The sequence below is a fragment of the Sphingomonas corticis genome (assembly GCF_012035195.1).
In the GTDB taxonomy this organism is placed as follows: domain Bacteria; phylum Pseudomonadota; class Alphaproteobacteria; order Sphingomonadales; family Sphingomonadaceae; genus Sphingomonas; species Sphingomonas corticis.
The window spans coordinates 397459-410757 of sequence record NZ_JAAVJH010000001.1 but is presented as its reverse complement, the minus strand read 5'-3'; the positions used below and the strand labels follow the sequence as shown (position 1 = coordinate 410757).

At 68.6% G+C, this 13299-nt stretch carries 14 protein-coding genes; 13 read left to right on the top strand and 1 reads right to left on the bottom strand.

Annotated features, from left to right (window positions below):
* Positions 1 to 4: 4 nt before the first annotated feature.
* Positions 5 to 1948: a CocE/NonD family hydrolase gene (locus tag HBH26_RS02175; RefSeq protein ID WP_168133067.1), complete on the top strand. Its 1944-nt coding sequence runs from the start codon at positions 5 to 7 to the stop codon at positions 1946 to 1948.
* A 46-nt stretch (positions 1949 to 1994) separates the two neighbouring features.
* The gene (locus tag HBH26_RS20965; RefSeq protein ID WP_168132924.1) at positions 1995 to 3149 is read left to right on the top strand and encodes a hypothetical protein; all 1155 of its coding nucleotides are present in this window, start codon (positions 1995 to 1997) and stop codon (positions 3147 to 3149) included.
* Here HBH26_RS20965 and HBH26_RS02165 read toward each other — a convergent pair.
* Positions 3139 to 3600: a GFA family protein gene (locus HBH26_RS02165; RefSeq protein WP_168132923.1), complete on the bottom strand. Its 462-nt coding sequence runs from the start codon at positions 3598 to 3600 to the stop codon at positions 3139 to 3141. The two genes, HBH26_RS20965 and HBH26_RS02165, sit on opposite strands and share 11 nt — an antisense overlap.
* Positions 3601 to 3658: 58 nt before the next feature.
* On the opposite strand from HBH26_RS02165, the gene HBH26_RS02160 reads away from it, so the two are divergent.
* The 11 genes from HBH26_RS02160 (at position 3659) to HBH26_RS02110 (ending at position 13298) form a co-directional block, all read left to right on the top strand.
* Positions 3659 to 4930 carry a Xaa-Pro dipeptidase gene (locus HBH26_RS02160; protein ID WP_168132922.1) on the top strand — a complete coding sequence of 424 codons (1272 nt, stop codon included), beginning with the start codon at positions 3659 to 3661 and terminating at the stop codon, positions 4928 to 4930.
* A 30-nt stretch (positions 4931 to 4960) separates the two neighbouring features.
* Positions 4961 to 5305 carry a DUF3140 domain-containing protein gene (locus HBH26_RS02155; RefSeq protein WP_168132921.1) on the top strand — a complete coding sequence of 115 codons (345 nt, stop codon included), beginning with the start codon at positions 4961 to 4963 and terminating at the stop codon, positions 5303 to 5305.
* 195 nt (positions 5306 to 5500) lie between these two features.
* Complete coding sequence (gene rpsL, locus HBH26_RS02150; RefSeq protein ID WP_168132920.1) at positions 5501 to 5872, top strand: 30S ribosomal protein S12; 372 nt, start codon at positions 5501 to 5503, stop codon at positions 5870 to 5872.
* 98 nt (positions 5873 to 5970) lie between these two features.
* Positions 5971 to 6441, top strand: a complete 471-nt coding sequence (gene rpsG / locus HBH26_RS02145; RefSeq protein WP_168132919.1) for a 30S ribosomal protein S7 — start codon at positions 5971 to 5973, stop codon at positions 6439 to 6441.
* A gap of 106 nt (positions 6442 to 6547) precedes the next feature.
* Complete coding sequence (gene fusA / locus HBH26_RS02140) at positions 6548 to 8641, top strand: elongation factor G (protein WP_168132918.1); 2094 nt, start codon at positions 6548 to 6550, stop codon at positions 8639 to 8641.
* A 193-nt stretch (positions 8642 to 8834) separates the two neighbouring features.
* Entirely contained in the window at positions 8835 to 9410 is a 576-nt protein-coding gene (locus HBH26_RS02135) for a Uma2 family endonuclease (protein WP_168132917.1), read from the top strand.
* Between the two features lie 198 nt (positions 9411 to 9608).
* A complete protein-coding gene (gene tuf / locus HBH26_RS02130) occupies positions 9609 to 10802 on the top strand; it encodes an elongation factor Tu (protein ID WP_168132916.1) in 1194 nt (397 codons plus the stop codon).
* A 251-nt stretch (positions 10803 to 11053) separates the two neighbouring features.
* Positions 11054 to 11362: a 30S ribosomal protein S10 gene (rpsJ, locus tag HBH26_RS02125; RefSeq protein WP_055983317.1), complete on the top strand. Its 309-nt coding sequence runs from the start codon at positions 11054 to 11056 to the stop codon at positions 11360 to 11362.
* A gap of 259 nt (positions 11363 to 11621) precedes the next feature.
* The gene (gene rplC, locus HBH26_RS02120) at positions 11622 to 12371 is read left to right on the top strand and encodes a 50S ribosomal protein L3 (protein WP_168132915.1); all 750 of its coding nucleotides are present in this window, start codon (positions 11622 to 11624) and stop codon (positions 12369 to 12371) included.
* A gap of 2 nt (positions 12372 to 12373) precedes the next feature.
* Positions 12374 to 12988, top strand: a complete 615-nt coding sequence (gene rplD / locus HBH26_RS02115; protein WP_168132914.1) for a 50S ribosomal protein L4 — start codon at positions 12374 to 12376, stop codon at positions 12986 to 12988.
* Complete coding sequence (locus HBH26_RS02110) at positions 12981 to 13298, top strand: 50S ribosomal protein L23 (RefSeq protein ID WP_168132913.1); 318 nt, start codon at positions 12981 to 12983, stop codon at positions 13296 to 13298. The genes rplD and HBH26_RS02110 overlap by 8 nt, the downstream gene beginning before the upstream one ends.
* Position 13299: the final 1 nt, after the last annotated feature.

The following is a 13299-nucleotide window of genomic DNA, read 5'->3' as shown; positions in this document are numbered from 1 at the left end:
GAGAATCGATGTGAAGGCGTATCTTCTTCTTGCCGCGGCGGCCGTTGCCGCGCCGCTTGCCGCGCAGCAGCAGGCACCCGCGCCGGCGGGCGACATCCCCGCCGCCTTCTCCCCGCCGAAGGTCGGCTACGATTACGACAAGCGCGTCGTCATGGTGCCGATGCGCGACGGCACGAAGCTGTACACCGTCATCGTCGTGCCCAAGGGCGTGAAGGACGCGCCCATCGTGCTGACGCGCACGCCCTACAACGCCGCCGGCCGCGCCAATCGCAGCGACAGCCCGTCGATGCTGAATGCGCTGCCGCTCGCCGACGAGGGGTTCGTGAAGGGCGGCTACATCCGCGTCTACCAGGACGTGCGCGGCAAGTACGGGTCGGAGGGCGACTATGTCGTCACGCGACCGCCGATCGGTCCGCTCAACCCCACCGCCGTCGATCACACCACGGACGCCTGGGACACGATCGACTGGCTGGTGAACAAGGCCAACCTGCCGGAAAGCAACGGCCGCGTCGGCATGATCGGCTCGTCGTACGAGGGCTTCACCGTGGTCATGGCGCTGCTGAAGCCGCACCCGGCGCTGAAGGTCGCCGCGCCGGAAAGTCCGATGATCGACGGCTGGATGGGCGACGACTGGTACCATTACGGCGCCTTCCGCCTGGCCAACATCGGCTGGATCGGGTCGCAGACCGGCTACAAGGGCGCGGGCAAGGCGCCGCCGTCTGGCGGCTGGGACGATTACGACAATTTCCGCACCGGCTCGGCCGGCGATTGGGCGAAGAAGTCGGGCTATGACCAGCTGCCGTTCTGGAAGCGGTTCGTCAGCCACCCGGCCTACGACGCCTATTGGCAGGGGCAGGCACTGGACAAGCTGCTCGCCGCCAACCCCTCGGACGTGCCGACGATCTGGGAACAGGGGCTGTGGGATCAGGAGGACATGTACGGCGCGATCACCGCGTGGGAGGCGCTGAAGGCCAAGGGCAAGACCGGCAACAACTTCCTCGTGATGGGGCCGTGGCGACACAGCCAGGTGAATCGCGAGGGGCGCTCGCTTGGCCCCTTCCAGTGGAACGGCGACACCGCCGCGCAATTCCGCGACGACATGGTGCTGCCGCTGTTCGACCAGTATCTGAAGCCCGGCAGCCCGGCGGCGAACCTGCCGGTCGCCGCGATCTACAACACGGGCGAGAACCGGTGGGACCGTCTGTCGCAATGGCCGCTGGCGTGCGAGGCGGGATGCGCCGCGCCGCTGACGCCCCTCTTCCTCCAGGCGGACGGCGCGCTCGGTTTCGCGCGGGGCGGGCAGGGCGGGGACCGCTACGTGTCCGATCCCGCCAAGCCGGTGCCGCATCTGCCGCGGCCGGTGAACTTCGACGACGGTCGCTGGGGCGACTGGCTGGTCAGCGACCAGCGCCACGCCGATGGCCGCCCCGACGTGCTCACCTATCAGACCGCGCCGCTGACGCAGGCGGTTCGCGTGTCCGGCGCGCCCTTCGCGAACCTGTTCGCGCGCACGACCGGGACGGACGGCGACTTCGTCGTGAAGATCATCGACGTCTATCCGGCGGCGAACGCGACCGACCCGAAGATGGGCGGCTATCAACTGCCGATCAGCCTCGACATCTTCCGCGGCCGGTATCGCGACAGCTTCGCGAAGCCGAGCGCGATCCCGGCTGGCAGGGTGCAGCGCTATCGCTTCCGCCTGCCCACGGTGAACCACGTGTTCCAGCCGGGGCACCGCATCATGGTGCAGGTGCAGTCCAGCCTTTTCCCGCTCTACGATCGCAATCCGCAGACGTACGTGCCGAACATCTTCCTCGCCCGTCCGCAGGACTACAAGGCCGCCACGGTGACGATCGAGCGAGGCGGGGCGAGCGCCAGCGCGGTCGAACTGCCCATCGTGCCGGTGGATCAGGCGGCGGTGGCGGCGTCCGCGTCAGGGGCGCGATAGGACGGGACAGTTGACGTTCACGCTCGCGGGGGTAGCGCAACGCGCCATGCCCTCGCGACTTCCGCTCCTGCTCGCCGCCGCACTCGCCACCCCCGCTCCGACGCAGGACGTGCCGGTGGCGACCGTCTCGCCCACGCCATCGCCGACACCCGCCGTCGCGCTGCCTCCCGCGGCGAGCGCGGTTCCCCCGCCGATCGCGATCACGCTGCCGACACCCACGCCGACGCCGGCGCTGACACCGACGCGCGCGGCTCCCGCGCCGCTTGCCGCCGCGACGCCGCGGGAGCGCCCGACGCCGACGCCGACGCCCACGCCCACGCCGTCAGCAACGCCCGAATCGCCGCCGTCACCCGGTGCGGCCGCCCCCGCACCGACGCTGACGACGCCTGCCACCGTCGCCGCACTCGCGCCGGCGCCGTCAACGCTCGCCGGGGGGCGGCCCGCCACCGCGCTGCCGATTCCGCCGGAACGCGGGTCGCCGTGGATGTTGCCGACGGTCGGCGGGCTGCTGATCGCGCTGGTGCTGGTGGCGCTGGCGGCGCGGCGGCGACGGCGCGCCGCCGATCCCGACCCCCACCCCGTCCCCGTCGTGACGGAGCAGGTGGAGGCGTCGAGGCCGGCGGCACCGCGCGCACCGGTCGCGAGCTCCGCCCCGTCACCCGCCGCCCCGTCACCCGCCGCCCCGTCACCCGCCGCCCCGCCGCGCGCCTGGATCGCGCTGGAGCTGCGCCCGCGCCGGGCGGGGATGAACCTGCTCACCGCCACGCTTGACGCCGAGGTGATCGTCCGCAACGAGGGAGAGGCGGCGGCGGAGGACGTGCGCGTCGTCCTGCGGCTGCTCAGCGCGCGCGCCGACCAGGAAGCGGAGCTGGAGGCGGTGGCCACCGACGCGGCCGCCCGCGCCATCGCCGCGCCTTTCTCGCTCGCGCCGGGGGAGGAGCGCGCGATGGCCGCCATCGCCACGCTGCCGCGCGCCGACATCAACGTGATGACCGTCGCCGATCGCGCGATGTTCGTCCCCGTCGCCGCGCTCGGCGCCCGCTACGTGACCGACGGCGAGGCGGGCGTGACCGCCACCGCGTTCGCGCTGGGGGTCGAGCGGGAAGGGGCGGACAAGCTGGCGCCCTTCTTCCTCGACGCGCCCGCGCGGATGCACGACGCGGTGGGCGTGCGCCCGCACGTCCTATCGGTCAGGCGCTAGTCGATCCTGCGTACTCGGCGAGCAGCGCAGGAAATTGCTCCATCGGCGGAAAGCCGGCGTAGGAGTGGCGGGCGGGCGTGCTGGCCCAGGGCAGCGCCTCGCTGGTGAAGGTCTCGACGAACGGCACGTACCAGCACGCGTCGTCCAGCATCGTCGCGCGCACGTTGACGAAACCGGGATCGGGGTCGATCCGCGTGAACAGCCAGCTCTTGCAGCGGTCGCAATGGTGATGGTGCAATTGCGCGCCGTGCAGGCCGCCGATCACGGTCTCGCCCGCCGTCACGTCGAACGCGGCGGTCGGCACCGCGACGGAGAGCGAGAAGGCGCTCGCCGTCATCCGCTGGCACCCCGTGCAATGGCACGCCATCGTCAGCAGCGGCGCCGCGTCCACGCGGAAGCGGACCGCGCCGCAGCGGCACCCGCCCTCCATTGGCAGCTGGCCTGGATTCATCGCTTTTCTCCCCGGCGCATCTGGTGAAGGATCGCCGCTGTCGAAGGGGGAATGCCATATGAGACTGCGCGCCGTCATCCTCGCGTCCGCCGCCTGCGCGGCCGTGCCCGCCGCGGCGAAGACCAGCGTCGTCACCGCCGCGCGGATGCTCGACGTGGAGAAGGGCGCGCTGCTCGCCAATCCGGTCGTCGTCGTCACCGATGGCCGCATCGCCGCCATTGCCACCCGCGGCGATGCGCCCGCGGCGACCCCGGCGGATGCGGAGCGGATCGACCTGGGCGACGTCACGCTCGTTCCCGGGTTGATCGACATGCACGTCCATCTGACCAGCAATGCCCGCTACGGCGGCTACAGCAGCCTGCAGTTCACCGACAGCTTCTGGATCGCGCAGGGCGTCGGCAACGCGGAGCGCACGCTTCGCGCCGGCTTCACCACCGTCCGCAACGTCGGTTCGGACGGCTACGGGGATGTCGGCATCAAGCAGGCGATCGACGGCGGCTGGGTGCAGGGACCGCGCATCGTGCCCGCGGCCCATGCGCTCGGCGCCAGCGGCGGCCATTGCGACCAGACCTATCTGCCCCCGTCGTTCAAGGCGGTGTCGCCCGCCGTGGGCGACACGCCCGACGAACTGAGGAAGCGCGTGCGCGAGCAGCGCAAGTACGGGGCGGAGGTCATCAAGGTGTGCGCGACCGGCGGCGTGTTTAGCCGCAACACCGAACCCGGCGTCCAGCAGCTGCGCGAGGACGAGCTGCGGGCGGTGGCGGAGGAGGCGCACTTCTGGAAGCTGAAGACGGCGGCGCACGCGCACGGGGCCGAGGGGATCAGGGCCGCGATCCGCGCCGGCATCGACACGATCGAGCACGTCAGCTTCATCGACGACGAGGGCATCCGGCTGGCGAAGGAGCGCGGTACCTGGCTCGGCTTCGACGTCTACAACACCGACTACACGCTGGCGGAAGGCGAGAAGAACGGCGTCCTGCCGGAGAACATCGCGAAGGAACGCGCGGTCGGCACGCTCCAGCGCGAGAATTTCCGCAAGGCGGCGCGGGCGGGCGCGCGCATGATCTACTCGACCGACGCGGGCGTCTACCCGCATGGCGACAATGCCCGGCAGTTCGCCGTCATGGTCCGGTTCGGCCTGACGCCGGCGGAGGCGATCCGCAGCGCGACGTGGAATGCCGCACAGGCGCTGGGACGGGAGAAGGACGTGGGCGCGATCGCGACCGGCCGGTTCGGCGACATGGTGGCGGTGAGGGGGAATCCGCTGGCCGACGTCACCGTGCTGGAGCGCCCGGTGGCGGTGGTGAAGGGCGGCGAGCGGGTGGATTGAACCGCGCGGGCGCCGGCTCGTTCAGCACGCATGGCAGAGGATCACGACCGGACCGCGAAGGATTTCGCCGACGCCGTCAACATGGCCCCCGCGGAGCTGGACAAGTGGCTCGACACCGACGACAGCAAGCGCGTCGGCTGGAAGGGCGAGGACGGGCAGGGCGCCGGGGAGAGCGTCGGGCACAAGTCGGGCCGCCGGATCGTCGAGCTGAAGCGGACGAAGAAGGCGGACCTCACCGACGACGATTACGCGCACATGCGCAAGGTGGTCGGCTACGTTCACCGCCACCTGAAGCAGGGCGGCCCGGCGACGGACAAGGAGCACAGCGACTGGCGCTACTCGCTGATGAACTGGGGCCACGACCCGCTGAAGTAGCGGCCGATTGACCACGCCGCGGCGCGGCGGTATAGCGCCGCCCGTTCGGAGGAGGCGACTCCGTCGGGCACGCTTGAACATTGCTGGATGCATCAGGGCCGCCGGCGACCGGAAACGGGCGTCCGCACGGTCCTTTTCGTATTCCTTGGCTTGTTAGGCTCCAGCAAAGTAACCCTTTGAAAGGTGAAGGCTTCAATGCCGACGATCAACCAGCTGGTCCGCAAGGGCCGCGAATTGCAGAAGGCCAAGTCCAAGGTCCCTGCGATGGAGCAGAACCCGCAGAAGCGCGGCGTCTGCACCCGTGTCTACACGACCACGCCGAAGAAGCCGAACTCGGCGTTGCGCAAGGTGGCCAAGGTCCGCCTGACCAACCAGCGCGAGGTCATCAGCTACATCCCGGGCGAGGGCCACAACCTGCAGGAGCACTCGGTGGTGCTGATCCGCGGCGGCCGCGTGCGCGACCTTCCGGGCGTGCGCTACCATGTGCTGCGCGGCGTGCTCGACACGCAGGGCGTAAAGGACCGCCGTCAGTCCCGCTCGAAGTACGGCGCCAAGCGTCCGAAGTGATCGGCCGCCGGCCGATCGCCCCGGCGCAGGCCGGGGTCCAGAATCAAAAGTAAGCCCCGGACGGGTTCCGGAACAGCTGAAGAAGCAAGGAAGTCCAGATGGCTCGTCGTCGTCGTCCCGAGAAGCGGGAAATCCTGCCCGACCCCGTCTATGGTGACGTGGTCCTGTCGAAGTTCATGAACAGCGTGATGCTGGACGGCAAGAAGTCGGTCGCGGAAGGCATCGTCTATTCCGCGCTGGAGACCGTCGAGACCCGTGCCAAGCGCGAGCCGATCGGCGTGTTCCACGATGCGCTGAACAACATCAAGCCGGGCATCGAGGTCCGCAGCCGCCGCGTCGGCGGTGCGACCTACCAGGTGCCGGTCGAGGTCCGTCCGGAGCGCGCGCAGGCGCTGGCGATCCGCTGGCTGATCTCGGCGGCGCGCAGCCGCAGCGAGAACACCATGTCGTCGCGCCTGTCGGGCGAGCTGCTCGACGCGTCGAACAACCGCGGCAACGCGGTGAAGAAGCGCGAGGACACGCACCGCATGGCGGAGGCGAACCGCGCGTTCAGCCACTATCGCTGGTAACCGCGATGCCGGCGCGGTCCGTCTTGGAAGCGTCGCAAAACTGACCTATATCGTGGGGAGCCGGCCGATAACGCTGCGCTCCCCACATCGCTAAGGAAGCCCGACCATGGCCCGCAGCCATCCGCTCGAACTGTATCGCAACATCGGCATCATGGCGCACATCGACGCCGGCAAGACGACGACGACGGAGCGCATCCTCTACTACACCGGCAAGTCCTACAAGATCGGCGAGGTGCACGAGGGCACCGCGACGATGGACTGGATGGAGCAGGAGCAGGAGCGCGGTATCACGATCACGTCGGCTGCCACCACCTGCAAGTGGAAGGCCGAGGAGGGCAAGGGCCCCGAGCACCTCATCAACATCATCGACACGCCCGGCCACGTCGACTTCACGATCGAGGTCGAGCGGTCGCTGCGCGTGCTCGACGGCGCAGTCGCGTGCTTCGACGGCGTTGCGGGTGTGGAGCCGCAGTCGGAGACGGTGTGGCGCCAGGCCGACAAGTACGGCGTGCCGCGCATGTGCTTCGTCAACAAGCTCGACCGCACCGGCGCCGACTTCTACTTCTGCGTGCAGTCGATCATCGACCGCCTGGGCGCGAAGCCGGCGGTGCTGTACCTGCCGATCGGCATCGAGGGCGGCTTCAAGGGTCTGGTCGACCTGGTCGAGAACCGCGCGATCATCTGGCTGGAAGAGAGCCTGGGCGCGAAGTTCGAGTACCAGCCCATTCCCGACGACATGGTCGAGAAGGCGGCCAAGTACCGCAACGACCTGATCGAACTCGCCGTCGAGCAGGACGACGACGCGATGGAGGCGTATCTGGAGGGCAACGAGCCCGACACGAAGACGCTGAAGGCGCTGATCCGCAAGGGCACGCTGAACATGGCGTTCGTGCCGGTCGTCTGCGGCTCGGCGTTCAAGAACAAGGGCGTGCAGCCGCTGCTGGACGCGGTGGTGGACTTCCTGCCGTCGCCGCTCGACGTGCCGGCGATCAAGGGCGTGAAGCTGGACGGCGAGACGCCGGACGAGCGTCCGTCCTCGGACGAGGCGCCGTTCTCGGCGCTGGCGTTCAAGATCATGAACGATCCCTTCGTCGGCTCGCTCACCTTCGCGCGCATCTACTCGGGCGTCCTGGTCAAGGGCGGCTACCTGAATTCCGTGAAGGACAAGAAGGAGAAGATCGGCCGCATGCTCCTCATGCACGCGAACTCGCGTGAGGACATCGACGAGGCACGCGCGGGCGACATCGTCGCGATCGCGGGCCTGAAGGAGACCACCACGGGCGACACTCTGTGCGACCCGGCGCACCCGATCATCCTGGAGCGCATGGAGTTTCCGGAGCCGGTCATCGAGCTGTCGGTGGAGCCGAAGACCAAGGCCGACCAGGAGAAGATGGGTATCGCGCTCAACCGCCTGGCCGCCGAGGACCCCTCGTTCCGCGTGTCGACGGATCACGAGTCCGGGCAGACCATCATCAAGGGGATGGGCGAGCTCCATCTCGAGATCCTGGTCGACCGCATGAAGCGCGAGTTCAAGGTCGAGGCGAACGTCGGCGCGCCGCAGGTGGCGTATCGCGAGTATCTGAAGAAGGCGGTCGACGTCGACTATACGCACAAGAAGCAGTCGGGCGGCACCGGCCAGTTCGGCCGGGTGAAGGTGAAGCTGGTGCCGGGCGAGCGCGGCGAGGGCATCATCTTCAAGGACGAGATCAAGGGCGGTAACATTCCCAAGGAATATATCCCCGCGATCGAGAAGGGCTTCCGCGAGACCGCGGCGACCGGCTCGCTGGTCGGCTTCCCGATCATCGACTTCGAGATCACGCTGTACGACGGCGCGTACCACGACGTCGACTCGTCGGCGCTGGCGTTCGAGATCACCGCGCGCGGCGCGATGCGGGAGGCCGCGCAGAAGGCCGGCATCACGCTGCTGGAGCCGGTGATGAAGGTCGAGGTCGTGACGCCGGAGGATTACCTCGGCGACGTGATCGGCGACATGAACAGCCGTCGCGGGCAGATCCAGGGCACCGACACGCGCGGCAACGCGCAGGCGGTGACCGCGATGGTGCCGCTCGCGAACATGTTCGGCTACGTCAACTCGCTGCGCTCGTTCACGCAGGGCCGCGCGAGCTACTCGATGCAGTTCTCGCACTATGACGAGGTGCCGCAGAACGTCGCCGACGAGGTGAAGGCGAAGCTGGCCTGAGGCGCACGAGGCCAAGTCTGCTTGGCCCCGAGAGGCCGCAGGGCCGGCCGGGCTCGGGCGCATGCCACTGCTTCGGCGAAGCGGGACTTGCTCCCGCGTCGGCCCGCGAGAACCGAAAGGCCCGTCCCCACGCCGGGGGCGGGCCTTTTCGCGTCCGCTTCCGTCCCGCGTTGTCGCGCGTTATCCTGGCGCCATGAACGCTCCCGCCCTTCTTGCCGAGGCGCATCAGGGACACCGCCTGCGCGCATCCGACTTCGAGGTCCTGCACGAAGGCGGCGCGCTCCAGGACGTGCGCAAGGCCGAGCTGATCGACGGGGACATCTACACCATGAGTCCGCAAACCACCCGTCACGGCGTCGCGAAGACGGAGCTTGGCTTTCAGATACGATCGCACCTCAAGACGCTGCGTCCCGACCTGATCACCATCATCGCAGTATCGGTGGTCGTCGCAGACGACAGCGTGCCAGAACCGGATATCGTCGTTTCGAGCTACAAGGGCTCCCGCTTCATGCCGGGCGACACGGTCCTTCTTGCGGTGGAGGTCGCCAGTTCCATCCTCGCCGTCGATCTCGGTCGCAAGGCCGCTCTGTATGCCGCCGCGGGCATTCCGGAATATTGGGTGGTCGATCTGGATGCCGCACGGATGGTGATCCACGCGCAGCCCGGTGCCGAAGGGTACGGCGTGAAGAGCGAGGTGGCGTTCGGGAGCGACCTGATATCCATCGCCATCCCGGGCCTGAGCGTCGAGACCGGGTTCCTCCTCGCCTGACGCGCGTTCCCGTGTGCCGACATCTGGATGGCGCTCAACCGTCTTGCGCACCCCGCCGTGGCTCGCTATGTGCGCGGCCTCGTAGGGGCTGGGCGGCGACGCCCGGCTTCTTGCGCTTAGGGGGCGACCCCTTTTCATAGTCGATTCGAGATCACGCGGCCCGCCGGCTTCCAGGCGGCGCGCTGTAGAGGAAGAAACATGGCGAAGGCGAAATTCGAGCGGACGAAGCCGCACCTGAACATCGGCACCATCGGTCACGTCGACCATGGCAAGACCTCGCTGACCGCGGCGATCACGAAGGTGCTGGCCGAGACGTCGGGCGGCGTCGCGGTCGACTTCGCGAACATCGACAAGGCGCCGGAAGAGCGCGAGCGCGGCATCACCATCTCGACCGCGCACGTCGAGTACGAGACGACGAACCGCCACTACGCGCACGTCGATTGCCCCGGCCACGCCGACTACGTGAAGAACATGATCACCGGCGCCGCGCAGATGGACGGCGCGATCCTGGTCGTGTCGGCCACCGACGGCCCGATGCCGCAGACCCGCGAGCACATCCTGCTGGCGCGCCAGGTCGGCGTGCCCGCGATGGTGGTGTTCATGAACAAGGTCGACCTCGTCGACGACGAGGAGATCCTGGAGCTCGTCGAGCTGGAAGTGCGCGAGCTGCTGAGCTCGTACGACTTCCCGGGCGACGACATTCCGATCATCAAGGGTTCGGCCACGGCCGCGCTGTCGGGTTCGGACCAGAAGCTGGGCCAGGACGCGGTGCTCGAGCTGATGAAGTCGGTCGACGAGTACATCCCGCAGCCGGAGCGTCCGCTGGACAAGCCGTTTATGATGCCGATCGAGGACGTGTTCTCGATCTCGGGTCGCGGCACCGTGGTGACCGGCCGCGTCGAGACCGGCATCATCAAGGTCGGTGAGGAAGTCGAGATCGTCGGCATCCACCCGGAGGTCCGCAAGACCACCGTCACCGGCGTCGAGATGTTCCGCAAGCTGCTCGACCAGGGCCAGGCCGGCGACAACGTCGGTGCGCTGATCCGCGGCGTCGCCCGTGACGAGGTGGAGCGCGGCCAGGTGCTGTGCAAGCCGGGCTCGATCAAGCCGCACACCGACTTCTCGTCGGAGGTGTACGTGCTGTCGAAGGACGAGGGCGGCCGCCACACGCCGTTCTTCGCAAACTATCGTCCGCAGTTCTACTTCCGCACCACGGACGTGACCGGCACCGTCGAGCTGCCCGAGGGCACCGAGATGGTGATGCCGGGCGACAACGTCGCCCTGGGCATCAAGCTGATCGCGCCGATCGCGATGGACGTCGGCCAGCGCTTCACCATCCGCGAGGGCGGCCGCACCGTCGGCGCCGGCGTGGTGAGCTCGATCGCCAAGTAAGCCGCGGCCGCGCGAGCGGTTCGTCGCGAAAGGTTCCGCCCGTCGCACCGAAAAGGTGCGGCGGGCGGTTGCCTTTTAATGAGGGCACCGCTAAGCGGCGCCACTTCGAGATCTAGAGACCTTCGCTCTTTCTCCGTCGTCCCCCGCTGGTGGGGGATCTCATCCCGCCGGCATCCGCCTGCGGCACGAGCCCCCGCTCTTCAAGCGGGCGGGGTGACGGCCGGGGGCGTGGACAGCATCGGTAGGGTAACATGGACACCAACATCCGCATTCGCCTGAAGGCGTTCGACCATCGCGTGCTCGACCAGGCGACCGGCGACATCGCCGACACCGCCCGTCGCACCGGCGCACTGATCCGCGGCCCGATCCCGCTGCCGACCCGCATCGAGAAGTTCACGGTCAACCGCGGCCCGCACATCGACAAGAAGTCGCGCGAGCAGTTCGAGGTGCGCACCTACAAGCGCATGCTCGACATCGTGCAGCCGACGCCGCAGACGGTCGACGCGCTGATGAAGCTGGACCTCGCGGCCGGTGTTGACGTCGAGATCAAGCTCGCCTAATGGCTCGCCTTCCCGCGGTTGACGCTGAGTCCCGCGGGCGGGTCCTTCCCTCGGTGGGGAAGGGCGGTGAGGCCCCCGCCAGGCGGGGAACCTGACAAGCAGAGATACCGCCGGCGGCCTCGGTCGCCGGGACAGCGTCTCCCGTCGCTTCCTTCACGGAGGCAAACCGGCCCGGACGGGGGCACGCTTCGCATTTTCGGGTCCGGACACGCACCCCGCGGGATGGTCCCCGGGGTGCCTCTGTAAGGAGCACCAGATCATGCGTACCGGCGTGATCGCGAAGAAGTTGGGGATGACCCGCCTGTTCCAGGACGACGGCCGCCACGTGCCCGTCACCGTCCTGCAGCTGGACGGGCTTCAGGTCGTCTCCCGTCGCGAAACCGATCGTGACGGCTACACCGCCGTCCAGCTTGGCGCCGGCAGCGCCAAGGCCAAGAACGTCGCCAAGCCGCAGCGCGGCCACTTCGGCAAGTCCGAGGTCGAGCCCAAGGCGGTCGTCCACGAGTTCCGCGTGACGGAGGACAATCTCCTCGACGTCGGCGCCGAGCTGTCGGCCGACCACTTCGTCGCCGGCCAGTACGTCGACATCCAGGGGCGCACGCAGGGCAAGGGCTTCGCCGGCGCCATGAAGCGCTGGAACTTCGGCGGTCTGCGCGCCACGCACGGCGTGTCGGTGTCGCACCGCTCGCACGGCTCCACCGGCAACCGCCAGGACCCGGGTCGCGTCTTCAAGAACAAGAAGATGGCCGGCCACATGGGCGACAAGAACCGCACCCAGCAGAACCTCGAGATCGTCGGCACCGACGTCGAGCGCGGCCTGATCTTCGTGAAGGGCTCGGTGCCCGGATCGAAGGGCGGCTGGCTGTTCGTGAAGGACGCCGTCAAGGTGAAGGCGCACGCCGACACCCCGTATCCCGCCGGCCTGAAGGCCGCGGCGAACACCAACACCGCTGCGGATACGCCGGCCGAGACGGCCGCTCCGGAAGCGACCGACGGCCAGGAGGGCTGAACGTGAAGGTCAAGGTTTCCTCCTTCGCCGGCACCGACGGTCAGGACATCGAGCTCAACGACGAGGTCTTCGGCCTCGATCCGCGCGCCGACATCCTGCACCGCGTCGTGACCTGGCAGCTCGAGAAGCGTCGCGCGACCGCGCGCGGCACCCGCGAGCGTTCGGACGTCGCCCGGTCGGGCAAGAAGCTGGGTCGCCAGAAGGGCGGCGGCGTCGCCCGTCACGGCGATCGGCGCGCCCCCGTCTTCATCGGCGGCGGCAAGGCGCACGGCGCCCGCGTCCGCGACTTCAATCCGTCGCTGAACAAGAAGGTTCGCGCGCTGGGTCTGAAGATGGCGCTCAGCAGCCACGCCAAGGCCGGCTCGCTGATCGTGCTGGACGGGTTCGAGGTCGCGAAGACCAAGGACCTGAAGGGTCACTTCGCGACGCTGAACGTCGGCAAGCGCACGCTGGTCATCGACGGCGAGGCCGCCGAGGGCTTCCGCGCCGGCCGCAACCTGCCGGGCGTGGAGCTGCTGCCGGCCGTCGGCGCGAACGTGTACGACATCATCAAGGCCGACACGCTGGTGCTGACCCGCGCGGCCGTCGAGAAGCTGGAGGCGCGCTTCAATGGCTAAGCCGCAGAAGGGTGCGATCGACAACCGTCACTATGACGTGATCGTCGCGCCGCACATCACCGAGAAGGCGACCCTGCTGTCCGAGCAGAACGCCGTCGTGTTCAAGGTGGCGAAGACCGCCTCCAAGCCCGAGATCAAGGCCGCGGTCGAAGCCATCTTCGACGTGACCGTGAAGGGCGTGAACACGATCGTCCAGAAGGGCAAGACGAAGCGCTGGAAGGGCGCGCCGTACTTCCGTTCGGACATGAAGAAGGCGATCGTGACGCTGGCCGAAGGGCAGTCGATCGACGTGACCGAGGGGGCCAAGTAAG